Origin of the sequence: Micromonospora sp. NPDC050980 (genome assembly GCF_040653835.1) — a bacterium.
Taxonomy (GTDB): Bacteria; Actinomycetota; Actinomycetes; order Mycobacteriales; family Micromonosporaceae; genus Micromonospora.
On sequence record NZ_JBFAGS010000004.1, the window covers coordinates 1 to 22993 of the forward strand.

Below are 22993 nucleotides of genomic sequence, written 5' to 3' on the forward strand. Positions count from 1 at the left end.
CTGAACGCCTTCCAGATCACCTTCGAAGGCCGGCTCACCCCGGCCAACCACTGACCACCTCAACAACCAAGATCAGCCGTTAACTTGACAGACCCGCAGGTCCGGCGTCACCTCAACCTCTGCACGCACCACCCCCGCCCGGTAGTCGTTGACCGTGGAGAGCGGTTGTGCTTGGCGACACGCCTCCACCTCAGGTGACGTCAACGCGCACGCTGGCAGGGAGACCAACTGGAGGCGGGAATCCCAGTCGGCGCCGTAGGCGTGCCGGAACGCCGAATAGTCCAGTTCAAACTTGACCCGGCCTGCCTCACTTCGGCCATCCGCCCGCGCCACCTTCACCGCCAGCGGAAAACCAGCCCGCCGCGCCGCAGCCCGATCTAACACCCGCACAGCTACCCGAGGAGGGACAGCGGCATCGCCAACCGCTCCCGGAGCCGCTCTCGCCGACGCCGCACCGGGAGCGATGGCGACCGGCAGTCCGCCGACCTTCGTTCGCGCAGGCAGCCGCCGCGACCCGTCAGCCGACAGCGGTAGATCCACCACCGCGGCAGCCGCAGACGGCCACGACACCGGCGCTGGTTTGAACTTCTCCATCGCGGGCAACGCAGCCTTCTTCGGCTTCAGCGCAGACACCGGCACCGAGCGATCCCGCGCCACCCCATCCGCCGACGGCTTCGGCGCCGCCTGAGCCGGCACAAACGGCAGCAAGGACAAGCCCACCGCCACCGCGGTCGGCAACGCCCCACGCCGCACCAGCCAACCCAGTCGCGCGAACAACCGCGAAGAACCCATCGCACTCACCACGTCGCCCCCGAATCCACGAGCCAAGTGATCGAGGACGCTAAGATCACCGTCCCTTTGGCGTCAAGGCCCGAACACAACTGGTGAGGATGACGCGCCCAGAACCGGACAGATACAGTCGTCGATTTCACCAAGAGCGACCGAGAGGAGACCCCGGCCCGCCGCCACCTCTGTAGATGCGCCAAGATCGCTGCTGTCCGTCATGGCGTAGCTGCGGCGTTGCGGGGAGATCCAGATGCTGGTGTACTGCTCGTCCTGCTGCAGACGCACCCAGAGGCTGTGCGGGCCGCAGCCAGAGCCAACCCGTGAGCGCCGAGCTAATCTTTCGGCAGCACGCGCTGAATCAGGTCGAAATACCCTTTTCCTGTGGAAGAATAGGTGGCGAAAACGACATTCGGCATATGTCGACTTAGTAAGCACCTGCGCGGCGTGATCACGCCCCACATTTTCGCTCTTGCAAGCCTCTGCACCACGGGCCTTACAAAGCACCAGGTAGAGCGCCGTCCGGAACCGGTTGCCGATCTTGTCGCCCGGGCGGGAGTGTGGGGCGCAGCCGTGACGAAATCTGTGATCAAAAGATCGAGAAAAGCGGCACCTCTCGATGAGAGGTGCCGCTTGACCTGCACAAACACAAGGTGGAGCCGAGGGGACTCGAACCCCTGACCCCCACACTGCCAGTGTGGTGCGCTACCAGCTGCGCCACGGCCCCTTGCGGTCGTCCCCGGTCGCCCGGGCACGGGAAGAACTATACACACGCCGCCCGGCATGGTCATCTCGCGGGGGTCCCCCACGGCGGGGTCAGTTGAGCGCTACGTCGGGCGGGAAGTGGGCCACCGCCGCCATCATGCCGCCCTGCCGGCGCAGCACCATCGGCCACAGGTCGTCCGGCCGGTCGACGAAGGCGTCGCCGGGCAGCGCGTCCAGCACGAACCAGGACCCCTCCTCGATCTCCCGCTCCAGTTGGCCGGCGCCCCAGCCGGAGTAGCCGGCGAAGACCCGGATCCCGCCGACGGCGTCGCGTAGCCGCTCCGGGTCGACCGAGAGGTCGATGGTGCCGACCGCGCCGGAGACCTGGTGGAAGCCCTTCACCGACGTGACCGGGTGGCGCATCCGGGCCAGGCAGATCGCCGAGTCGGGCTGGACCGGGCCGCCCTCGAAGAGCACCGCGGGCTCGCGCGCCAGGTCGCTCCAGTCGCCGAGGACGTCGGCCACCGGGACCTCGGTGGCCCGGTTCAGCACCACGCCGAGGGCGCCGCCGGGCTCGTGGGCGACCAGCAGCACGACGGTACGGTCGAAGTTCGGGTCCTTGAGCACGGGCGTCGCGACCAGCAGTCGTCCGGTCATCGACTCCATGGCTCGGCCACCGATCGCCTGCCCCTCACCCTGCATGTCCGACACCCGTCAGTCGTGCGCCCGTGCGGGCCCGACGCCGTCGACCGTCCACCCTGTCGACGCCATGTCACGCACCATAGCCTGCGTCCCGCCCGCTGGCTAAGGTCTGAGCGGCGGGTGGTCGCGACGGATCGAGGGAGTGTTCGATGGTGGCTGGGGCCGAGCTTGCGGTGATCGGCGGGTCGGGTCTCTACGCCCTGCTGGACGGCGTGGAGCACGTCGTGGACACCCCGTACGGCGCGCCGTCGGATCCGGTCACGATCGCCGAGGTGGGCGGGCGCCGGGTGGCGTTCCTGCCCCGGCACGGGCGCGACCACCGCCACCCGCCGCACCGGATCCCCTACCGGGCCAATCTCTGGGCGTTGCGCTCCCTCGGCGTACGCCAGGTGTTGGCGCCCTGCGCGGTCGGCGGGCTGCGGCCGGAGCTGGGCCCGGGCACGTTCGTGGTGCCGGACCAGTTGATCGACCGCACCAGTGGGCGGGCGCAGACCTACTACGACCGGGGCGCGGTGCACGTCTCCTTCGCCGACCCGTACTGCCCGGCGGGGCGGCGGGCGCTGCTGGACGCGGCGGCCGGCCGGGGTGTGCCGGCGGTGGACGGCGGGACGGTGGTGGTGGTCGAGGGTCCGCGCTTCTCGACCCGGGCGGAGTCGCGCTGGTTCGCCTCGATCGGCGGCACGGTGGTCAACATGACCGGGCACCCGGAGGCGGTGCTCGCCCGCGAGCTGGCGCTCTGCTACACGTCGATCGCGCTGGTCACCGACCTGGACGCGGGCGTCGAGGCGGGCGGGTCGGTGACCCAGGAGGAGGTGTTCCGGGTCTTCGGGGAGAACACCGACCGGCTGCGCGCGCTGCTGCTGGACGCGGTCGCCGCGCTGCCCACCGAGCGGGCGTGCCCGTGCGGGGACACGCTGGAGGGCATCACGCTGCCGTTCCCGCTGCCCTGAGCCCGGGCGAAGCGCCCGAAAAGTCGGCTTCCGCCCGCTAGATTCGGTGGGTCGGGAGGCGGCCCGGCCCGGGACGGAGGCAGCCGGCGATGGCGACGGTGCGCGAGGCGACCTACGATCTGCTGCGCGCGCTCGGGTTGACCACCGTCTTCGGCAACCCCGGCTCGACCGAGGAGCCGTTCCTCGCCGACTTCCCGGCCGACTTCCACTACGTGCACGCGCTCCAGGAGGCGTCCGCGGTCGCCATGGCCGACGGCTACGCCCAGGGCACCGGCCGGCCCGCGCACGTCAACCTGCACACCGCGCCCGGCACCGGCAACGGCATGGGCAACCTGGTCACCGCCTGGCACAACCGGACCCCGCTGATCGTCAGCGCCGGCCAGCAGACCCGCGAGATGCTGCTGATCGAACCCCGGCTGGCCAGCCCCCGGGCGGTCGAGCTGGCCCAGCCGTACGTCAAGTGGGCGCACGAGCCGGCCCGCGCGCAGGACATCCCGGCGGCCTTCATGCGGGCGTACGCCTCGGCGGTGCAACCCCCCGCCGGGCCGGTCTTCCTCTCCCTGCCGATGGACGACTGGGACCGGACCGCCGACCCGCCGCCGCAGGTGCGTACCGTCGCCACCCGGATCGGGCCGGACCCGGACCGGCTGCGTGGCTTCGCCACCGCGCTGGCCGCCGCCCGCGCGCCGGCGCTGGTGCTGGGCGCGGCGGTGGACCGCGCCGACGCCTGGCCGGCCGCCGTCGCGCTGGCCGAGCGGCTGGCCGCCCCGGTCTGGGCGGCCCCCGCGCCGGAGCGCGGCGTCTTCCCCGAGCGCCACCCGCAGTTCCGGGGCGTGCTGCCGTACGCGATCGGGCCGCTGTCGGAGGCGCTGCGCGGCCACGACACGGTGCTGGTGGTCGGCGCTCCGGTGTTCCGCTACTACCCGCACGTGCCGGGCGACTACCTGCCCGGCGACGCCCGGCTGCTGCACGTCACCGACGACCCCGACGAGGCGGCCCGGGCGCCGGTCGGGGAGAGCCTGCTCGGCGACGCCGGGCTGACCATGGCCGCGCTGGTCGAGGCACTCCCATCGGCGGACCGGCCGGCACCACCGCCCCGGGGGCAGCCCGCGCCGCCGGCGCCGGCCGAACCGCCCGACGCGGACGTGCTCTTCGCCGCGCTGGCGGATGCCTGGCCGGCCGACGGCGTGCTGGTGCAGGAGTCACCGTCCAACCTGTCCGCGCTGCGCCGCCGGCTCTGGCTCGACCGGCCGCGCTCCTACTTCACCATGGCCAGCGGCGGCCTGGGCTTCGGCCTGCCGGCGGCGGTGGGCCTGGCGCTCGCCGAGCGGGACACCGGGCGCTGTCGACCGGTGGTCGCGGTAATCGGCGACGGCTCGTTCCACTACTCGGTGCAGGCGTTGTGGACCGCGGCGCGGCTGCGGCTGCCGCTCGCCGTCGTGGTGCCGGTGAACCAGCAGTACGCGATCCTCAAGGCGTTCGCCGAGCTGAAGCACACGCCGGGCGTGCCGGCGCTGGACCTGCCGGGCCTGGACGTCGCCGCGGTGGCCCGCGGCTACGGCTGCGCGGCCGTCGCGGAGGTGTCGCCGGACGGGCTCGGCGCGGCGCTGGCCGAGGCGTTCGCCGCGGACCGGCCGACCGTGCTGGCGGCGCCGATCAGCACCGAGGTGCCCCGGATCCTGTGAGTCAGCCGGCCCGGACGATCAGCGGAGCGCCGGTGCCGACGTCCAGCACGGTCCGGTCGCCGAGCGGGGCGGCGAGCGTGACGCGCACCGGTTTCAGGACGAGCTGATCGGTGCACATCCCGGTAGCCCTGACCACCGCGGCACCGACCACCACCACGTCCGGCCGTTCCAGCAGCAGCGGGGTGGGCGCGCCATCGCAGGCCCCGACGCCGACCACGTAGTCGAGCCGGTCGCCCGTCACCGCCCGCAGCTCCTGCGCGCCGACCAGACCGTCCGGCAGCGGCCGGGCGTCCGCCGCGCCGCCGGGCACCTCGCCGACCGCGCGCGGCGCGACCGCGAGCCGGGCCGCGGGTACGGCCAGCTCGTCCACGGTGAACAGCCAGGCGGGCACGTCGACCCGGCCCCGGCTGGTCCACACCGGTGCGCTGCCGAGCCGTGCCGCGGTCACGGTGAGCGGGATGCACGGCGTCGGCGCGGTCGTGGACACCGGGTCGTCCGGGCCGGGCTCGACGGTGGGGCCGCCCACCCCCGGCCGGCCGGGCGCGCTCGGCCGCCCGTCGCAGGTCGGCGGGTCTCCCCGGTCCAGTTGGGCGTAGGCGTCGGCGGCGCTGACCAGCGGCACCCGCAGCACGCCGTCGGGGAACCGGATCGTGCCGTCCGGCGGCACGGCGGCCGGCATCGGGATCTGGTCCCGGTACCAGCCGGCGGCGAAGGCCACCTTCGTCTCGTCGGTGAAGCCCGGGTCGCCGGTGAGCACGGTGGCGTCCTGGAGCGGAACGTATCCGTCGCGCCACTGCGGCCCCGGACGCCAACTCCCGGCCACCTCCTCGGCCCGTTGGGTGAACGCCCGCCGCTGCTCGCCACCACCGGACGGCACCGCCCCCGATCCGCCCCCCGCCCCCGCACACCCCGAGAGCCCCACCAACAGCCCGAGCAAAGCAAGAAGTCGCCGCACCCAGTTCCGACGCACCACCACCCCCTCCGGTTCCCACCGCCCTGCCGCCCCCCACCGACCTGTTTCACGGAAACAGTGGCCATCTGGCCGCGAATAGCCACTGTTTCCGTGAAACAGGGTGGGCAGGGAGGGGTGGGTGGCTCAGTCCTCGCCGCCGAGGTCCGTTTGGTACGCCTCCCAGAGGAGGTCGGCGCCGCGCCGTCGGTGCCGATCGAGCGCGCGCAGCAGGTCGGCGGTCTGCTCCCGTAGTTCCTCGGCCGAGATCGACGGCAGCCCGGCGGCGTGCTGGAGCGCGGCCAGCGCCGCGACGATCGCGGTGTGCTCGCCGACCAGCAGGCGGACGCCCCGGTGCAGCCGGGGCGCGGTGCGCAGCAGGTCGGCGTACCGGCCGGAGGGCCCTTCGGTGGCCCGGACGTGCTCGGTGAAGCCGCGGCGGAGCGGGCCGAGCTGGACGGCGAGCTGCTCCCGCCACCGCGGCCCCGGGGCGGCCAGGGCCTCGCTGAGCACGGTGGTCGGCTGCTGGATCGGACGGGTGACCATCAGGCACCTCCCGCGCTGCGCGCGAAAAACCGCGTATTGCGATGGTGAGCCCGCGCGCCCGCCCTGTCCAGCCGTCGGGTCGACCTCATCTGACTCATCCGCACCAGCCGCCCCGAGCGCGTCGGCAGCACCGGAAGACGACTGTGCGCCCCGGTCCGGTGGACCGGGGCGCACAGCTCGGGTGGTGGAGGTGCCGGGAATCGAACCCGGGTCCTTCGCCGGTTTGTCAGGGCTTCTCCGAGCGCAGCTCGCTGTGCCTCTACTCGGCCCCACCGCTCACGCGAGCAAGTTGGTGTGACGGGCCCAGTCGCTGATTGATCTCGCCGCACGGACCCCGCGACCGGGTCCGATTGGCCAGCCTTCTAGCTGATGCCGGCTAGCTGGGTCGAAGGCGCTCCCAGGCCGACAGACTTGCTACTCGCCTCAGGCGGCGAGAGCGAAGTCAGCGCGATTGTTCTTGGCGCTTATTGGTTTCCGACGACCGATTTTCGAGACGACGTCGGCTTCCTCGGCTCGCTTCCCCTGTCGCTGCGTACGAAGTCGAAACCAGTCACCCCCTCGACAGGCCACCGCTTGTGGTGGCACCGACAAGCGTAACGCCTGCCGCAACCGGATTCATCCCGAGGCCGGCCGGCGAGCCGTCAACCGGGACGAACCGGATGTTTCAGTCGTCCATCCCCTTGCCGCGCCGACCCGCCGCACGCTGGATCTCCCGGTCGGCGTCCCGCTTGGCGAGGTCCTGCCGCTTGTCGTACGACTTCTTACCCCGGGCCAGGCCGATCTCCACCTTCGCCCAGCCGTCGGAGAAGTAGACCTGCAACGGCACCAACGTCAGGCCGCTCTCCTTGAGCTTGCCCAGCAGCCGGTTGATCTCCAGCTTGTTGAGCAGCAGCTTGCGCGTCCGCCGGGGCTCGTGGTTGGTCCAGGTGCCCTGCGCGTACTCCGGGATGTGCATGCCGTGCAGGTAGAGCTCGCCGTCCCGCTCCTGGGCGAACGCGTCGACGAGCGACGCCCGCCCGGCCCGCAGGGACTTGACCTCGGTGCCGGTCAACGCCATGCCCGCCTCGTAGGTGTCCAGGACGGCGTAGTCGTGACGTGCCTTCTTGTTGGAGGCGACCACCTTGCGCCCCTTCTCCCGTGGCACCGGCGCCACCCCCTTCCGATCGCCCCCCGACCGGCGTCGGCGAGCGAAGATCATGCTACCGGAAGCACAAGAGCCCTCCCGCGCCGTTTATTCCGGCGCGGGAGGGCTCCGCGGAGAGCGTGCGGAAGCTAGACCCGCAGGTAGAAGCGGAGCGTGACCCATGCGGTGATCGCGCTGACCAGACCGCCGACGGCGGCCATCAGCGGGAAGGTCAGGAAGATCTCGGACCAGGAGATCGGGGTGATCAGCCCCTCCAGGGCCGCCATCGAACTGCCGGCCGCCACTGTCTTCACACCGATCAGCGCGAGCAGGCCGAGGATCGAGCCGATCAGGCCGGCCACCACCGCCTCCAGCACGAACGGCGCCTGGATGAACCAGTTGGAGGCGCCGACCAGCTTCATGACCGCGACCTCACGCCGCTTGCTGTACGCGGCCACCTGGATGGTGTTCGCGACCAGCAGCAGGGCGGCGGCGGCCATCACGATCGCCAGCGCCAGCGCGCCGTTCTGGATGCCGCTGAGCACGCCGAAGACCTTGTCGAGCAGCTTGGACTGGTCGACGATCGTGTCGATGCCCTCGGCGGTCTTGTACTGGTCGTAGATCTGCTTGTACTGCTGCGGGTCGTTCAGCGTGATCCGGAACGACTCCGGGAGCTGGTCGGCCTTGACCGCGTTCACCAGGTCGGGCGCATCGGCGTACATCTGCTGGAAGCGCTTGTACGCCTGCTCCTTGTCGACGAACTCGACGTCCTTGACCAGCGGGTCGGCCTTCAGCTTGGCGTCGAGCGCCTCGCGCTGCTCCGGCGGCGCGTCCGTCTTCAGGAAGATCGAGACCTGGACGTTCTCGTAGTAGAGATCCTTCATGTCGCCGACCTTCTGGTACAGAAGGCCGCTGCCGCCGAGCATGAACAGCGACACCGCCATGGTGATGATCATGGCGACCGTCATGGTGACGTTGCGCCACAGTCCGACCAGTACCTCGGACAGGACGTACTTCATCCGCATCGGGATATTCCTCCGGCTCTCCGGCGTGAGGTGTTCGTCGTCAGGGTCTACGCGCCGTCGTCAGGCTCAGCCGTAGACGCCGCGTGCCTGGTCGCGCACGATCCGACCGCTCTCGATCTCGATGACCCGGCGGCGCATCTGGTTCACGATGTTGGAGTCGTGGGTGACCATCACGACGGTCGTGCCGGTGCGGTTGATCCGGTCCAGCAGGCGCATGATCTCGATCGAGGTGTCCGGGTCCAGGTTTCCGGTCGGCTCGTCGGCCAGCAGGATCAGCGGCCGGTTCACGAACGCCCGGGCCACCGCGACTCGCTGCTGCTCACCACCGGAGAGCTCGTGCGGGTATCGGTGCTCCTTGCCACCGAGACCCACCAACTCCAGCACCTCCGGCACGACCCGCCGGGCGACCGCCTTCGTCTTGCCGATCACCTCGAGCGCGAACGCCACGTTCTCGTACGCGGTGCGGTTCGGCAGCAGCCGGAAGTCCTGGAACACACAGCCGATGGAACGCCGGAAGTGGGGTCGCTTCCAGGACCGCATCGACGTGACGTCCTTGCCGTTGACCACGACGCGGCCCTTGTTGGGGGTCACCTCGTGCAGCAGCAACTTGATGATGGTGGACTTGCCGGAGCCGGATGGACCGATGAAGAAGACGAACTCGCCCTTCTCGATCGAGACGGACACGTTGTCGAGCGAAGGCCGGGACGCCTTCGGGTACGTCTTCGTCACTTGCTCAAGCTGAATCACGGGTCGAGAGTCTACGCGGTGTAACCGCAGAGCCAAGCCCCACGCCCCTCGGATGCGGTGCGCGTCATCGATTTACCGGGTCAGCACGAGATCGACGACGCGCTGAGTCCGACCGTGATCACGCACCGTCAGCGGTGAGCTGTTGCTGCTTCCGCCAGCGGATTCCCGCCTCGATGAAGCTGTCCAGCTCGCCGTCGAAGACCGCGGACGGATTGCCCGTCTCCTGCTCGGTACGCAGATCCTTCACCATCTGATAAGGATGCAGGACGTACGACCGCATCTGGTCGCCCCACGAGCCGGCGGCGTCGGTCTTCAGGCCGGCCATCTTGGCCTGCTCCTCCTGCCGCTTGCGCTCCAGCAGCCGGGCCTGGAGCACCCGCAACGCCGACGCCTTGTTCTGCAACTGGGACTTCTCGTTCTGGCAGGTGACCACGATGCCGGTGGGGATGTGCGTGATCCGGACCGCCGAGTCGGTGGTGTTGACGCTCTGCCCGCCCGGACCGGACGAGCGGTAGACGTCGATCCGCATCTCGTTCTCGGGGATGTCGATGTGGTCGGTCTGCTCCACCACCGGCAGCACCTCGACGCCGGCGAAGCTGGTCTGCCGGCGGCCCTGGTTGTCGAACGGGCTGATCCGCACCAACCGGTGCGTGCCGGACTCCACACTGAGCGTGCCGAACGCGTAGGGCACCTTCACCGTGAAGGTGGCCGACTTCAGGCCCGCCTCCTCGGCGTACGACGTCTCGTAGACCTCGGTCGGGTAGCCGTGCCGCTCCGCCCAGCGCAGGTACATCCGCAGCAGCATCTCGGCGAAGTCCGCCGCGTCCACGCCGCCGGCGCCGGCCCGGATGGCGACCAGCGCCTCCCGGGAGTCGTACTCGCCGGAGAGCAGCGTGCGGACCTCCATCTCCTGGATGGCCTCGGTCAGCCCGGTGATCTCCGACTCGACCTCGGTCAGCACGCCCGGGTCGGACTCCGCCTCGGCCAGTTCCAGCAGCACCCCGGCGTCGTCGAGCCGGGAGCGCAGGTCGCCCAGCCGGCCGATCTCGCCGTTGACGTACGACAGCTGCGACGTCACCTGCTGCGCCTTGGCCTGGTCGTCCCACAGATCGGGCGCGGACGCCTCCTGCTCCAGGCGGGCCTTCTGCTCGCGCAGCTTGTCGAGGTCGAGCACGGCCTCGATGTTGCGCAGCGTGGCGTCGAGTTCCTTGAGCTGTTCGGCGTAATCGGCAGCGGTCACGACAGACAACAGTACTGCGTCGGTCCGTCAACCTCGCGCAGGTGGTCAGCCGACCGGTGCGGACTTCAGCCAGGACAGCGCCGCCCGGTGGTAGGCGACGGCGAACTCCAGCGCGCTCGCGTCGTAGCTGTCGCCCTCCTTCTTCGCGTTCTTGACCTGCTCCCGCACCGCCGCCAGCGCCTCGGTGTGGTATTCGTTCGCCGAGGCGTACAGGTTCTTGAGCTGGCTCGACGAGTGCAGGTTGCCGAAGGCCATCCGTAGCGCGATCGGGTTGCGGATGGTGTCCTTGCCGGGATTCTCCGCCAGCCAGCGGGAGAATGTCCGTTTCCCGGCCGCCGTGAGCGCGTACGGCTGGCTCATCCGCGGCCCCGGCTTGCCGAGGCGCACCAGACCCTTCTCGGCCAGGACCGGAAGCTCCCGGTAGACCTGGCTACGGGTCATCGACCAGTACGGCGCCAGCCGGCGCTCGGCAGCGGTCATCAACTGACCGCCAGTCATCGGGCCGTCGTGCAGCAGACCCAGCAGGGCCGCCGCCGTCGGGTTGACTCCGGAATCCGCCATGCCCTCTAAGCTGCCACTTTGTCGGCTCTGGCGTCCAGGATTTGCCGTTTTCGCCACTCCTGGACTGGTCCGATGTGCACCGTGCACCGACGACAGTAAGGAGGGGCCCCTTCTTAACAGACGTCTGTTAAGAAGGGGCCCCTCCTTACACCTCAGCCCATGTGCGGGTAGGTGTGGTCGGTCGGGGGGACGAAGGTCTCCTTGATCGTCCGCGGCGACGTCCAGCGGACCAGGTTGTGCCAGGAGCCGGCCTTGTCGTTGGTGCCGCTGGCCCGGGCGCCGCCGAACGGCTGCTGCCCGACCACCGCGCCGGTCGGCTTGTCGTTGATGTAGAAGTTGCCGGCCGCGTACCGCATCTTCTCCGCCACCCGGTCGACCACCCGGCGGTCGGTCGCGAAGATCGACCCGGTCAGCGCGTACGGCGCGATCGACTCGGCCTGGCCGACCACCTCGTCGAACCGGGCGTCGTCGAAGACGTGCACGCCGAGGATCGGGCCGAAGTATTCGGTGGTGAACGTCTCGTGCGCCGCGTCCGAGCACTCGAACAGCGTCGGCCGGACGAAGTATCCGACCGAGTCGTCGGCGGTGCCGCCGGCCAGGACCCGGCAACTGTCGTCGCCCTTGATCAGCTCCAGCGCGGCGGTGTGCCGGCCGAACGCCTTGTCGTCGATCACCGCGCCGCCGAAGTTGCCGAAGTCGGTCACGTCGCCGTAGGTCAGCGCGTCGGCGGAGGCGGCGAGCCGGTCCCGCAGCCCACCTTCCCAGATCGACCGAGGGATGTACGCCCGCGAGGCGGCCGAGCACTTCTGCCCCTGGTATTCGTAGGCGCCCCGCAGCAGCGCGGTGTGCAGCGCGTCCACGTCGGCGCTGGTGTGCGCCACCACGAAGTCCTTGCCGCCGGTCTCGCCGACCAGGCGGGGATAGCCCCGGTAGCGGGCGATGTTGTCCCCGACGGTGCGCCACAGGTGCTGGAAGACCTTCGTGGAGCCGGTGAAGTGGATGCCGGCCAGGTCGGGGTCGGCGAGCACGACGTCGGAGACCTCCTCGCCGCGCCCGGTGACCATGTTGATCACACCGGGCGGCAGGCCGGCCGCCTCGAACAGCCGCATGGTGAAGTGCGCGGCGAACTGCTGGGTCGGACCCGGCTTCCAGACCACGGTGTTGCCGAGCATGGCCGGCGCGGACGGCAGGTTGCCGGCGATCGCGGTGAAGTTGAACGGGGTGACCGCGTAGACGAAGCCCTCCAGCGGCCGGTGGTCGAACCGGTTCCACACGCCGGCGGAGGACATCGGCTGCTCGGCCAGGAGCCGGCGGGCGAAGTGGACGTTGAACCGGAGGAAGTCGATCAGCTCACAGGCGGCGTCGATTTCGGCCTGCACCGCGGTCTTCGACTGGCCGAGCATGGTGGCCGCGTTGAGCGTGTCCCGCCAGGGGCCGGCCAGCAGGTCGGCGGCACGCAGGAAGATCGCGGCCCGCTCCTCGAACGGCAACGCCCGCCACATCGGCGCGGCGTCCTTGGCCGCCTGGACCGCGGCGCGCGCGTCGTCGTGGGTGGCGTGCCCGGTGACACCGAGCACGTGCGCGTGCTTGTGCGGCTGGACCACGTCGATCGACTCGCCGCCGGCCATCCGCTGCTCGCCGGCGATGGTCATCGGCAGTTCGATCCGCTCGGCGGCCAGTTCGGCGAGTCGCCGCTGGAGCCGCTCCCGGTCGGCGCTGCCGGGCTCGTAGGTGTGGACCGGCTCGTTGCGCGGCTCGGGGACGGAGAAGACGGCGTCCATCACAGGCTCCTGTGCGATCTCGACGGCGATGGCGAAACCGGACCCGCGGGCTCCGGCCGGGCGGCCGGGTGCCGGACACCGCACGGCGGACCGGTCGCGGCGGCGGGACCTGCGCCGATTGTTTCACGCGACCCGGTCGGCGACCCGGGCTCCCCGGCGGCGGCCCGGGAGGCGCAGAGCCCCACCTCGGCGAGGTGGTGTCGATCAGGGCCGATGCTCGCCCGGGCGGGCGCCGCGCGACGCGTACGCTGGGTGGTCGGTGACCCGGCGCGGGAGAACCGGCGTCCGTCGAAGGGGAGACGATGAGCAACCAGCCCGGCAGCTCCACGGCCGCGGACCCGGACCGGCCGGCGGACGTCGAGCCGCCCGCCACCGACCAGGCCGACGACGCCACGCCGGCCACCGGCCGGCCGGGCCACGCGCCGGGCGCGCTGCCGCTGGGCGTGCTCTCGCTCGCCTGGCTGGTGGCCATGCTCTGGTCGACCCGGGAGGCGATCACCTCGACCGCGGCCGGGGTCACCGCGATCAGCCTCTCCGCGTACGCCCTGCCCGGCGTGATCACCGCGGCGCTGGTCACCGGCGCGGCGCTCGCGCTGGCCGCCACCAACCGGCTCGACCGCCCCTCGCTGCGCTTCCTGGCCACCGTCGGCACCGGGCTGCTGGTGGGGCTCGCCGCCGCGGTGGCGATCAACCTGACGTACGCCGACAACGCCACCACCAACACCATCGCCGGCACCACTGCCGCCGCCGCGATCATCGGCGGGGCGACGGCCGGGGCGCGCCAGGCGCGGGTGGTCGCCGGGATCGCCGCCGCCACGCTCACCGCGCAGGTCTTCGTGGTGCTGTTCAGCCGGGCCCGGGACCCGCTCTCCGAGCTGTTCGGCGCCGGGGAGACACAGCAGTCGGTGCTCGACGCCGCCAAGTGGGTGTCCCGCACCGAGTCGCTGCTCGCCGGCCTGCTCGCCGGGCTGGTCGCCTACCTCTACCTCGCCTGGTCACGCCGCCGGGCGGAGCGACCCGGCGACGCGGCGACGCCGCTGCGCTGGCCCGCGTACCTGGTCGCCGGCGCCGGCGCCGGGCTGCTCCTGCTGCTCACCGAGGTGATCATTCGGATCGGTGGGCGCGGGTTGCTCGACCTGGCCGCCGCGCTCAGCGAGGCCGACCGGGTGGCGCAGACCGCGCTCGGCACCTCCCGGGTGGACAACGGAATCTGGGTGCTCTTCGTGGGCGCGCTCACCACGCTCATCGCCTTCGGGCGCACGCTCGGCCCGCGCGTCGACGTCGACGACGAGGAGGTCGGCCCGGCGGCCTGAGCCGGTCGCCTCAGCCGACCTCGCGCAGCAGCAGGTCCAGCTCGCTCACGTCGTACCACTCCAGTTCGTGATCCTCGACCCCGTCGACGGTGAACTGGGCGTCCGGGTCACCGGCCTGCGCCTCCGCCGCCACCTCGACGGCGGTGGCCACGTCCTCGGCCGCCTCCGCGCCGTCCACGTGGATCGCCGCGATCGACGTCACCGGCACCGGCCCGACCGGGCGGATCACGCTGGACCCCAGCTCGCCGTCGCCCCGGCCGACCGCGCCGGCGGGCAGATCGGCCGAGACCACCACCCGCCGCCGGGGCGCGTTCGGATCGGCCCGCAGCAGGAGCAGCGCGTCCTGGGCGGCGCGGGTGAACGCCACGTATTCCAGTTCTTCCTCGTCGCCCTCGGCATACCACTCGCGCAGCTCCGGGGTGACGGCGTGCGCCGCCTCGACGGTCAGGCCCTCGTCGCGCAGCCGGGCGAGCATCGGCACGGTCCCCGGCAGGTACACCCGGACAACCTCGTCGGTCAACGGTCTCTCCCCGCGCTCTCCGCCGCTCGCCGGCGGGTGCCGGCTCCGGGCGCCGATCATGCCGTACGCCGTGACCGTCATACACCCCGGAGCGGCCCAGGAGAAGTCTCCCGCCGGTGTGTCCGCCGACGCCGGCCTGGGCGGTGTCGTCATCTGATGGCAAACTGAGGCAAACGAAGTCAACCCCGGGAGTCACCGTGGAGTCGAGGTTCCTGCTGTTGTCCGACGTCGCCGCCGAGCTGAACGTATCGGACTCGCAGGTCTACCACATGGTGCGAAGCGGGGAGCTGCCCGCGATCAAGATCGGTGGCCGGGGCCAGTGGCGGGTCGAGCGTGCGCGGCTGGAGGAGTACATCGAGCGCAAGTACGCCGAGACGGCCGAGTGGGTCCGCGGCAACCCGCTCGGCGAGCGCGACGGCGAGTGATCCCGCACTGACCGTGTGCCATTGACGCGCCACGTTGCCATGCCCGATGATGAGGTTCTGTCGCAGGCAAACAAAGGCAAACGCAAGGATTCGAGGGCTGACATGGTCGACACTCGCCGTCCCCGGTCGCCGCGTCCACCGGTCCGTCTCCGGCCCGCCCCGCCGCTCGACCCGCCCTGCACGGACGAGGACTCGGCCTGGGGTCATGCCGGTCAACTCGCCCTCGACCTGCTCGACCACCGTCGCCGGGATCCGGGGCGGCCCGCCGGCCGCGCCCCGGACCACGCCCCCGGCTGGCCCCGCTGGTCCACCTCCGGCGCACCCCACGGCCCCGCCCCGGGCGAAGGCGGCACGCACCGCGGCGCGACCGTGAGCGGGGACGGGTTCGGACGGCCGGTCGCCGCCGGGCCACCACCGTCCGCCCTCGCCACCGCCACGCCCGAGGCCGCCCGGGCGGCCCACCGGTTCGTCCGCACGTTCCTGGAGATCGTCAACGGCTTCCGGCCGCCCGGGCAGCTCCGACCGCTCTGCCTGCCCGAGGCCGCCGCCCAGGTGTCGGCCGAGCTGACCAGGGCGGCCCGCCGGGTGACCCCGGTCCGCCGCCGCACCGCCCGGCCGGCACTGCACTTGCGCCGGCTGCGGGTCTGCGAACCCCGGTCCGGCGCGGTCGAGGCCACCGCCGTGTTCACCGGCGCCGGCGGGGCCAGTTGGGCGGTCGCCGTGCGCCTGGAACACCGCCGGGGCAACTGGCTCTGCCTCGTGCTGGACGTCCTCTGAGCATCGATCCACCACCGACCGCGCCTTGATCGGCACCGGTTCGGAAAGGTGGCTGCATCCCCGCCGCCTCCCCGAAGTGGCGCGGGCACCACCCCCGGGTGGCCGGCACCACTCCGGAGGTGGCGGGACGGCGACGGGCCCCGGCCGGTGGCCGGGGCCCGTCGGGCGAAACGCTGGCGGTCAGTTGCCGCCGTTGGGCGAGCCGTGGCAGCGCTTGTACTTCCGGCCGGAACCGCACGGGCAGGGCGCGTTGCGGGACGGGCCTTCGCCGCCGTCGACCTGGGGCGACGCGGCCCGCCGGGCGGTGCTCGAGGCGACCGCCTGGCCGCTGGCGCCGGTTGCCCCGGACGCCCGGCGCGGCGCCGAGGCGGCGGGCCGCTCCGGGGAGGGCCGGCCGATGCCCAGCGCCGGCGCCTGCTGCTCGACCCGCTCGATCACCGGCGCGCCGCGACCGGCCTCACCGTCGACGGCGGGCGCGGAGTATTGCAGGCCCTGCTGCTGCGGCGTGCGGTTGAGCCCCTTGGCCCGGATCTCGACCGGCTTCTCCAGCAGTTGCACCTCCTCGGTCTCCGGCTCGGCCTCCTCGACCTGCACCTCCAGGTTGTAGAGGAAGCCGACCGTCTCCTCCTTGATGCCGTCCATCATGGTGGCGAACATGTCGAAGCCCTCGCGCTGGTACTCGATGACCGGGTCGCGCTGGGCGTACGCCCGCAGGCTGATGCCCTCCTGGAGGTAGTCCATCTCGTACAGGTGCTCGCGCCACTTGCGGTCGATCACCTGGAGCAGGACCATCCGTTCGAGCTGGCGGACGGCCTCCTCGCCGAGCTGCTCCTCGCGCCTGTCGTACGCGGCGTTCGCGTCCTCCTTGAGGCGGGCGAGCAGGAAATCCTGGTCGAGGCCGGCGCGGGAGCCGACCTCCTCCTCCAACTCCTCGACCGTGACGCCGACCGGGTAGAGCTGCTTCAGGCTGGACCAGAGCTGGTCGAGATCCCAGTCCTCGGCGTAGCCGTCGCTGGTCGCGCCGACCACGTACGCGGTCACCACGTCGTCGATCATGTTGCGGACCTGGTCGGACAGGTCCTCGCCGTTGAGCACCCGGAGACGCTCGGCGTAGACCACCTGGCGCTGCTTGTTCAGCACCTCGTCGTACTTGAGGACGTTCTTGCGGATCTCGGCGTTCTGCCCCTCGATCTGGGCCTGGGCGCTCTTGATCTGGCGGGTGACCATCTTCGACTCGATGGGCACGTCCTCCGGGATGTTGAAGCGGTCCATCACGGCCTCGACCGCGCCGGCCCGGAACCGCTTCATCAGCTCGTCCTGCAGGGACAGGTAGAAGCGGGACTCGCCCGGGTCGCCCTGCCGGCCGGCACGACCGCGCAGCTGGTTGTCGATCCGGCGGGACTCGTGGCGTTCGGTGCCCAGCACGTAGAGCCCGCCGACGGCGGCCACCTCCTCCGCCTCGGCGTCGCAGGCCTGCTTCCAGGTCGGCAGGATCTCCTCCAGCGCCTTCGCGTATTCCTCCGGCTGCTCGACCGGGTCGAGGCCGCGCTGGCGGAGCTCGTTGGCGGCGAGGAACTCGGGGTTGCCGCCGAGCAGGATGTCGGTGCCCCGGCCGGCCATGTTGGTGGCGACCGTGACCCCGCCCTTGCGCCCGGCCTGCGCGACGATCTCCGCCTCCTTGGCGTGGAACTTCGCGTTCAACACCGAGTGCGGGATGCCGCGGCGGCGCAGCATGTGCGACAGGATCTCGGAGTTTTCCACCGAGACGGTGCCGACCAGCACCGGCTGGCCCTGCTCGTGCCGCTCGGCGATGTCCTCGACGACGGCGTTGAACTTGGCCTTCTCGGTCTTGTAGATGACGTCGGGCCGGTCCATCCGGACCATCGGCCGGTGCGTCGGGATGGTCACGACGCCGACCTTGTAGACCTTGTTGAACTCGCCCGCCTCGGTCTGGGCGGTGCCGGTCATGCCGGAGAGCTTCTCGTAGAGGCGGAAGTAGTTCTGGAGGGTGATGGTGGCCAGGGTCTGGTTCTCCTGCTTGATCTCCACCCCCTCCTTGGCCTCGATCGCCTGGTGCATGCCCTCGTTGTAGCGACGGCCGTGCAGGATGCGGCCGGTGAACTCGTCGACGATCAGGACCTCGCCGTCGCTGACGATGTAGTCCTTGTCGCGCTTGTAGAGCTCCTTGGCCTTGATCGCGTTGTTCAGGTAGCCGACCAGCGGGGTGTTTACCGACTCGTAGAGGTTGTCGATGCCGAGCCGGTCCTCGACCCGGGCCACCCCGCGCTCGGTGACCGCGATGGTGCGCTTGGCGTGGTCGACCTCGTAGTCGCCCTCGCCGTCGGTGCCGGGCTGCAGGCGGGCCACCACTGTCGCGAACTCCTGGTACCACCGGGCGGAGTGCTCGGCCGGGCCGGAGATGATCAGCGGGGTCCGGGCCTCGTCGATGAGGATCGAGTCGACCTCGTCGACCACGGCGAAGAAGTGGCCGCGCTGGACCAGCTCCTCCTTCGACCAGGCCATGTTGTCGCGCAGGTAGTCGAAGCCGAACTCGTTGTTGGTGCCGTAGGTGATGTCGCACTCGTAGGCCGCGCGGTGCTCGGTGGCGGGCCGGTTGGGCAGCACCACCCCGACGTTCAACCCGAGGAACTCGTGCACCCGGCCCATCCAGGCGGCGTCGCGCTCGGCCAGGTAGTCGTTCACGGTGATCACGTGCACGCCCTTGCCGGCGAGCGCGTTCAGGTAGACCGGCATGACCGAGGTGAGCGTCTTGCCCTCACCGGTCTTCATCTCGGCGATGTTGCCGAAGTGCAGCGCCGCCCCGCCCATCACCTGGACGTCGTAGGGCCGCTGGCCGAGCACCCGCGAGGCGGCCTCGCGGCACACCGCGAACGCCTCGGGCAGCAGGTCGTCGAGGGTCTCGCCGTCGGCGAGCCGCTCCCTGAACTGGTCGGTCATGCCGCGCAGCTCGTCGTCGCCGAGGTTGACGTAGTCGTCCTCGATCGAGTTGACGGCGGCCGCGATGGCCTTCAGCCGACGCACCATGCGGCCCTCGCCGGCGCGAAGGACCTTTTCCAGAATCGACACGGATCAACGCTCCCCTAGACGGTCTCGAACCATCGTAGGCGCTCCGACGCGGCGATGGTCACTGGTGGCGGCGGTCCGGACCCGCGAACCCGACATAACACCGCGACCGGGTGCCCGGCGGTCGCCAATCGGGTTACGCCGTCCGCGAACGATCCGGCACCATGGCTCGGATGGAGCCTGTGGAGATCGTCGAGGACGGGCTGTTGCTGCGCCCCTGGCGGGCGGCGGACGCCGACGAGGTGCACCGCGCCTGCCAGGACCCGGACATTCAGCGCTGGACCACCGTACCTCGCCCGTACCGGCCCGAACACGCCCTCGCATTCGTGACCACGGTCAGCGCGACGGCCTGGGCGCAGGACACCGGGGCGCCGCTCGCGGTCTGCGACGCCGACACCGGTGAGCTACTCGGCTCGTGCGGCCTGGTCTCCGTCGACCGGGCGCTGGACTCGGCCGAGGTGGGCTACTGGACCGCGCCGTGGGCCCGCGGCCGGGGCGTCGCGGTGCGAGCCACCCGGGCGGTGGCCCGCTGGGCGTTCCCGGCGCTGGAGCTGCGCCGGCTGACCTGGCAGGCCGAGATCGGCAACCACGCCTCCCGACTGGTCGCGCTGCGCGCCGGCTTCCGGATCGAGGGCGAGCTGCGGCTGGCCCACCCCGTCGACGGGGGTCGGCCGGAAGGGTGGATCGGCTCCCTCCTCCCGGCCGAGCTGGCCGCGCCGGGCGATCCGGTGCCGTACGGCCCGGCCACGCTCCAGGCCCGCCGGGCGGCGGTCTTCGGCCGGCCGCAGCCCGTCCTGTTCGCCACCGCCGGCGGCACCGAGCTGCGGCTGCGCGCGCTGGAGGAGAAGGACCTGGCCGAGGTCACCCGGACCTGCCAGGACGAGGAGACCGTGCGCTGGACCACGGTGCCGCATCCCTACCGGCCCGAGGACGCCGAGGGCTACCTGCGTGACCTGGTGCGGCCGGCCTGGGCCCGGGGCACCGCGGCGATGTTCACGGTGGCCGACCCGGAGGACCGCTACGTCGCCTCGGTCGACCTGCGGATCTCCGCTACCGCCCCGCTGGTCGCCGACGTCGGCTTCATGACCGCGCCGCACGCCCGGGGCCGGGGCTACCTGCCGGCCGCGCTCGCCGCGGTCTGCGCCTGGGGCTTCACCACGCTCGGCCTGGCCCGCGTCGAGTGGCGCGCCAACGTGGGCAACACCGCGTCCCGCCGGGCCGCCGAGAAGGCCGGCTTCACCGTCGAGGGCACGCTGCGCGGCGGCGTCCAGCACCGCGGCGAGCGGCAGGACGTGTGGATCGGTGGCCTGCTGCCACAGGACCTGCGGTGATCCCGGAGACGATCGAGGGGTACGGGGTACGGCTGCGGCCGACCCGGTCGACCGACGTGCCGGACCTGGTGGCCGGCTGCACCGACCCGCAGACCCGGCGGTATCTCCCGGCCCTGCCCGACCCCTACGACGCGGACAGCGCCCGGTGGTGGATCGCCGAGGGTGAGCCGGCCGTGTGGGCGGCCGGCGGCTGCGCGTACGCGGTCGCCGACCCGGAGACCGACCGGCTGGTCGGCGGCGTCGGGCTGACCCGGCTGGCGGTGGCCCGGGCCGACTTCGAGATCGGCTACTGGGTGGTGCCGTGGGCGCGCGGGCGGGGCGTGGCGACGGCCGCCACCCGGTTACTCGGCGAGCGCGCCTTCGCCACCGGAGCGGCCCGCCTGGAGCTGCTCACCCACCGGGAGAACGAGCCGAGCCAGCGGACCGCGCTGGCCTGCGGCTACCGGCACGAGGGCGTCCGCCGGGCGGCGGGCGCGGCACGCGACGGCGTACGCCACGACCTGGTCGCCTGGGTGCGGCTGGCCGACGACCCGCCCGGGCCGACCGCCCGGCTGTTGCCGGACCTGCCAAGTGGCCGGCTCTCCGACGGGGTGGTGACGCTGCGCCGGCTGGAGCCGGCGGACGCCGACGCGCTGCACCGGCTGCACACGCTGCCGGAGGTGGTGGCGAACCGGGTGCCGCCGGTGCCGCCGGACCGGGAGTCGATCGCGCGCCGCTGCCGGCTCGCGGCCGGCTACTGGCTGGCCGGCGACGCCGCCGACCTGGCGATCCTGGAGACGGCCACCGGCGCGCTGGTGGGCGGCTGCGCCCTGGGGTACGACGAGCCGGCGACCGGCCAGGCCACGCTGGGCTACAGCCTGCTGCCCGAGGCCCGCGGCCGTGGGCTGGCCGCCCGCGCGGTCCGGCTCGTCGCCGGCTGGGCCTTCGGCGTCGGAGTGGCCCGGCTCTGGGCCGGCACCCGGGTGCAGAACGTCGCGTCCCAGCGGGTGCTGGAACGCGCCGGCTTCCAGCGGGAGGGGCTGCTGCGCGGGCGGGTGCCGGGCGCGGCGGGTGAGCGCACCGACTCGGTGGTCTTCGGGCGGCTGGCCTCGGACCGGGACTGATCCGGGGCCCCGCGCGGGGCCCCGGATCGGCGCTCGATGGGTCAGGCGTCGAGCGAGATGATCCCGTAGTCGTAGGCGCGGCGGCGGTAGACCACGCTCGGACGGCCGGACTCCTTGTCCAGGAACAGATAGAAGTCGTGGCCGACCAGCTCCATCTGGAACAACGCGTCGTCGACGGTCATCGGTTCGGCGGGGTGGACCTTCTCCCGGGCGATGTGCCACGGCTGGTCGTCGGGCTCGGAGTGGGCGCTCGGATCGGGGCGTTCGGCGACGGCGGTGGCCGTGCCGTGGCCGTTCGACGCCGCCAGCCCCGGCCCGTCGAGGTCGACCACCGGCAGGCCGGCGGTCGCGGCGGCCACCGAGATCGGCGCGTGCCGCCCGCGGTGCACCCGGCGGCGGTCGGCCGCCCGGCGGAAGCGGGTGTCCAGCTTGGCGATGGCGGCGTCGAGCGCGCTGTAGAAGTCGTTCGTGCAGGCCTCGGCCCGGATCACCGGGCCGCGCGTCACGCAGGTGATCTCCACCCGCTGGCAGTGGTCGGCCTGGCGCGGATTGCGCTCGTGGAACAACTCGACATCCACGCGAATGAGCTTGTGGTCGTAGCGTTCGATCTTCGCGAGCTTCTCGGCTACGTGCACCCGGTAATGGTCCGGCACTTCGACGTTACGGCCCTTGACCACGATGTCCACGTGACCTCCCTTGTTCGGACGGTCGTTCGGTCCGGATCTGCCGGCCGACGCGCCTGGGAGAGCCCCGCTCGGCGTCGACCGGTGGTGTTCGGCTACGCCTCCTTCCGGTGCCGGGGGAAGGTTGGCATCCTCACTACCCCCCGACACCGAAACGCTAACTCCTGTTGGGCCACCAGTCACCCCCGGTTGCCGAGAGCGGTCGCGAAATTTAACACCTCATACACCATGGGGTGAAAGGGATGCACGAAGCGTCACCGGGGCCGCCGCTTTTGCGTTGCGGCGAGCACCACCGCGACCTTTGGCGTCATTCCCGCGCCGCGCAATTTCCGGCTCACCGTCGCCAGCGTGGCGCCGGTGGTGACGATGTCGTCGAGCAGCACCACGGTTCCGGCCGGCACCGCCGACACCGGCCGACGCACCCGGAACGCCGCCTCGGCCGCCGCGGCCCGGCCGGCGCTGTCCAGCGCCACCGAGTCCGGCCGGGGCGACGCCCGCAGCGGACGCCGCACGCGCACCGGCCAACCGGCCGCGCGCAGCCGGGCCGCGGCGGGACGCACCAACCGTTCCAGATGGTCGCCGTACCGCGCCCGGGCCGCCCGGGCGGTGTCCGGCACCGCCACCAGGGTCACCGCGCCCGGCTGCCCCACCGCCACGGCCACCACCTCGGCCAGCAACGCGCCCAGCGGCCGGGCCAGCCCGTGCCGGCCCCGCTCCTTGTACGCCAGCAGGCCCTCGCGCAACGCCCCGGCGTAGGGCCCGAGCGCGACGCAGGGTGGCAGGCCGGGCGGAGCCGGATCGGGCCGGGTCGCCCCGGGACGCAACGCCCCCAGCTCGTCGACGCAGCGCGGACAGAAGCCCTGCCGCAGCCCCGCGGAACGCGCCGCACAGCCGGCACACCCGGCCGGCAGCACCAGATCGGTCAGATCCGACCAGAGCCCACCCAGGTCCGGCACCGCG

At 72.0% G+C, this 22993-nt stretch carries 22 protein-coding genes, 1 tRNA gene and 1 other RNA gene; 7 read left to right on the plus strand and 17 right to left on the minus strand.

Annotation, left to right across the window (positions count from 1 at the left end):
• Positions 1 to 72: 72 nt before the first annotated feature.
• From AB0H28_RS08345 to AB0H28_RS08360, 4 genes are all read right to left on the minus strand, one after another.
• Positions 73 to 792, minus strand: a complete 720-nt coding sequence (locus tag AB0H28_RS08345; protein WP_358035976.1) for a hypothetical protein — start codon at positions 790 to 792, stop codon at positions 73 to 75.
• 72 nt (positions 793 to 864) lie between these two features.
• On the minus strand, positions 865 to 1071 hold the full coding sequence (locus AB0H28_RS08350) for a hypothetical protein (protein WP_358035978.1): 207 nt from the start codon (positions 1069 to 1071) through the stop codon (positions 865 to 867).
• A 366-nt stretch (positions 1072 to 1437) separates the two neighbouring features.
• Positions 1438 to 1510, minus strand: a tRNA-Ala gene (locus AB0H28_RS08355).
• Positions 1511 to 1599: 89 nt separating this feature from the next.
• Positions 1600 to 2190, minus strand: a complete 591-nt coding sequence (locus tag AB0H28_RS08360; RefSeq protein WP_358036597.1) for a YqgE/AlgH family protein — start codon at positions 2188 to 2190, stop codon at positions 1600 to 1602.
• A 149-nt stretch (positions 2191 to 2339) separates the two neighbouring features.
• Here AB0H28_RS08360 and AB0H28_RS08365 point away from each other — a divergent pair, with 149 nt between their 5' ends.
• Complete coding sequence (locus AB0H28_RS08365) at positions 2340 to 3140, plus strand: S-methyl-5'-thioadenosine phosphorylase (protein ID WP_358035980.1); 801 nt, start codon at positions 2340 to 2342, stop codon at positions 3138 to 3140.
• 89 nt (positions 3141 to 3229) lie between these two features.
• Positions 3230 to 4825 carry a benzoylformate decarboxylase gene (gene mdlC / locus AB0H28_RS08370; protein WP_358035982.1) on the plus strand — a complete coding sequence of 532 codons (1596 nt, stop codon included), beginning with the start codon at positions 3230 to 3232 and terminating at the stop codon, positions 4823 to 4825.
• Position 4826: 1 nt separating this feature from the next.
• Here mdlC and AB0H28_RS08375 read toward each other — a convergent pair whose 3' ends face one another.
• From AB0H28_RS08375 to pruA, 9 genes are all read right to left on the minus strand, one after another.
• Complete coding sequence (locus tag AB0H28_RS08375) at positions 4827 to 5780, minus strand: hypothetical protein (protein WP_358036599.1); 954 nt, start codon at positions 5778 to 5780, stop codon at positions 4827 to 4829.
• A gap of 141 nt (positions 5781 to 5921) precedes the next feature.
• Entirely contained in the window at positions 5922 to 6320 is a 399-nt protein-coding gene (locus tag AB0H28_RS08380) for a hypothetical protein (RefSeq protein WP_358035984.1), read from the minus strand.
• A gap of 182 nt (positions 6321 to 6502) precedes the next feature.
• Positions 6503 to 6878, minus strand: a transfer-messenger RNA (tmRNA) gene (gene ssrA, locus AB0H28_RS08385).
• 106 nt (positions 6879 to 6984) lie between these two features.
• Positions 6985 to 7464, minus strand: a complete 480-nt coding sequence (gene smpB / locus AB0H28_RS08390; protein WP_358035986.1) for an SsrA-binding protein SmpB — start codon at positions 7462 to 7464, stop codon at positions 6985 to 6987.
• Between the two features lie 128 nt (positions 7465 to 7592).
• Positions 7593 to 8468, minus strand: coding sequence for a permease-like cell division protein FtsX (ftsX, locus tag AB0H28_RS08395; RefSeq protein WP_358035988.1), 876 nt, complete (start codon positions 8466 to 8468; stop codon positions 7593 to 7595).
• Positions 8469 to 8534: 66 nt separating this feature from the next.
• Positions 8535 to 9215, minus strand: coding sequence for a cell division ATP-binding protein FtsE (ftsE, locus tag AB0H28_RS08400; RefSeq protein WP_013284225.1), 681 nt, complete (start codon positions 9213 to 9215; stop codon positions 8535 to 8537).
• Between the two features lie 118 nt (positions 9216 to 9333).
• The gene (gene prfB, locus AB0H28_RS08405; protein ID WP_358035990.1) at positions 9334 to 10455 is read right to left on the minus strand and encodes a peptide chain release factor 2; all 1122 of its coding nucleotides are present in this window, start codon (positions 10453 to 10455) and stop codon (positions 9334 to 9336) included.
• Positions 10456 to 10500: 45 nt separating this feature from the next.
• Positions 10501 to 11016 (minus strand): PadR family transcriptional regulator, encoded by a 516-nt coding sequence (locus AB0H28_RS08410; RefSeq protein WP_358035992.1) that lies wholly within the window; start codon positions 11014 to 11016, stop codon positions 10501 to 10503.
• Positions 11017 to 11168: 152 nt separating this feature from the next.
• Entirely contained in the window at positions 11169 to 12797 is a 1629-nt protein-coding gene (gene pruA / locus AB0H28_RS08415; protein WP_358035994.1) for an L-glutamate gamma-semialdehyde dehydrogenase, read from the minus strand.
• Positions 12798 to 13099: 302 nt separating this feature from the next.
• Between pruA and AB0H28_RS08420 the strand changes: the two genes are divergently transcribed.
• A complete protein-coding gene (locus AB0H28_RS08420) occupies positions 13100 to 14110 on the plus strand; it encodes a hypothetical protein (protein ID WP_358035996.1) in 1011 nt (336 codons plus the stop codon).
• 10 nt (positions 14111 to 14120) lie between these two features.
• On the opposite strand, the gene AB0H28_RS08425 is transcribed toward AB0H28_RS08420, so the two are convergent.
• Positions 14121 to 14630 (minus strand): hypothetical protein, encoded by a 510-nt coding sequence (locus AB0H28_RS08425; RefSeq protein ID WP_358035998.1) that lies wholly within the window; start codon positions 14628 to 14630, stop codon positions 14121 to 14123.
• A 197-nt stretch (positions 14631 to 14827) separates the two neighbouring features.
• Here AB0H28_RS08425 and AB0H28_RS08430 point away from each other — a divergent pair, with 197 nt between their 5' ends.
• Both AB0H28_RS08430 and AB0H28_RS08435 read left to right on the plus strand, forming a co-directional pair.
• Positions 14828 to 15055 (plus strand): helix-turn-helix domain-containing protein, encoded by a 228-nt coding sequence (locus tag AB0H28_RS08430; protein WP_114919504.1) that lies wholly within the window; start codon positions 14828 to 14830, stop codon positions 15053 to 15055.
• 102 nt (positions 15056 to 15157) lie between these two features.
• A complete protein-coding gene (locus tag AB0H28_RS08435; protein ID WP_358036000.1) occupies positions 15158 to 15832 on the plus strand; it encodes an Rv3235 family protein in 675 nt (224 codons plus the stop codon).
• A gap of 180 nt (positions 15833 to 16012) precedes the next feature.
• Here the strand turns inward: AB0H28_RS08435 and secA are convergent, their stop codons facing one another.
• Entirely contained in the window at positions 16013 to 18919 is a 2907-nt protein-coding gene (gene secA / locus AB0H28_RS08440; RefSeq protein WP_358036002.1) for a preprotein translocase subunit SecA, read from the minus strand.
• 170 nt (positions 18920 to 19089) lie between these two features.
• Between secA and AB0H28_RS08445 the strand changes: the two genes are divergently transcribed.
• Together AB0H28_RS08445 and AB0H28_RS08450 are read left to right on the plus strand one after the other, a co-directional pair.
• Entirely contained in the window at positions 19090 to 20247 is a 1158-nt protein-coding gene (locus AB0H28_RS08445) for a GNAT family N-acetyltransferase (protein WP_358036004.1), read from the plus strand.
• Positions 20244 to 21350, plus strand: coding sequence for a GNAT family N-acetyltransferase (locus AB0H28_RS08450; RefSeq protein WP_358036006.1), 1107 nt, complete (start codon positions 20244 to 20246; stop codon positions 21348 to 21350). The genes AB0H28_RS08445 and AB0H28_RS08450 overlap by 4 nt, the downstream gene beginning before the upstream one ends.
• 41 nt (positions 21351 to 21391) lie before the next feature.
• Here the strand turns inward: AB0H28_RS08450 and raiA are convergent, their stop codons facing one another.
• Both raiA and AB0H28_RS08460 read right to left on the minus strand, forming a co-directional pair.
• On the minus strand, positions 21392 to 22036 hold the full coding sequence (raiA, locus tag AB0H28_RS08455) for a ribosome-associated translation inhibitor RaiA (protein WP_358036008.1): 645 nt from the start codon (positions 22034 to 22036) through the stop codon (positions 21392 to 21394).
• A gap of 251 nt (positions 22037 to 22287) precedes the next feature.
• Positions 22288 to 22989 carry a ComF family protein gene (locus AB0H28_RS08460; RefSeq protein ID WP_358036010.1) on the minus strand — a complete coding sequence of 234 codons (702 nt, stop codon included), beginning with the start codon at positions 22987 to 22989 and terminating at the stop codon, positions 22288 to 22290.
• Between the last annotated feature and the right edge of the window lie 4 nt (positions 22990 to 22993).

Coding starts and splice junctions, on each gene's coding strand:
- AB0H28_RS08420 (WP_358035996.1), top strand. CDS start 13,100: ATGAGCAACCAGCCCGGCAGCTCCACGGCCGCGGACCCGGACCGGCCG.
- AB0H28_RS08365 (WP_358035980.1), top strand. CDS start 2,340: ATGGTGGCTGGGGCCGAGCTTGCGGTGATCGGCGGGTCGGGTCTCTAC.
- ftsX (WP_358035988.1), bottom strand. CDS start 8,468: ATGCGGATGAAGTACGTCCTGTCCGAGGTACTGGTCGGACTGTGGCGC.
- AB0H28_RS08410 (WP_358035992.1), bottom strand. CDS start 11,016: ATGGCGGATTCCGGAGTCAACCCGACGGCGGCGGCCCTGCTGGGTCTG.
- AB0H28_RS08445 (WP_358036004.1), top strand. CDS start 19,090: ATGGAGCCTGTGGAGATCGTCGAGGACGGGCTGTTGCTGCGCCCCTGG.
- pruA (WP_358035994.1), bottom strand. CDS start 12,797: ATGGACGCCGTCTTCTCCGTCCCCGAGCCGCGCAACGAGCCGGTCCAC.
- AB0H28_RS08345 (WP_358035976.1), bottom strand. CDS start 792: ATGGGTTCTTCGCGGTTGTTCGCGCGACTGGGTTGGCTGGTGCGGCGT.
- AB0H28_RS08435 (WP_358036000.1), top strand. CDS start 15,158: ATGGTCGACACTCGCCGTCCCCGGTCGCCGCGTCCACCGGTCCGTCTC.
- AB0H28_RS08380 (WP_358035984.1), bottom strand. CDS start 6,320: ATGGTCACCCGTCCGATCCAGCAGCCGACCACCGTGCTCAGCGAGGCC.
- mdlC (WP_358035982.1), top strand. CDS start 3,230: ATGGCGACGGTGCGCGAGGCGACCTACGATCTGCTGCGCGCGCTCGGG.
- AB0H28_RS08360 (WP_358036597.1), bottom strand. CDS start 2,190: ATGCAGGGTGAGGGGCAGGCGATCGGTGGCCGAGCCATGGAGTCGATG.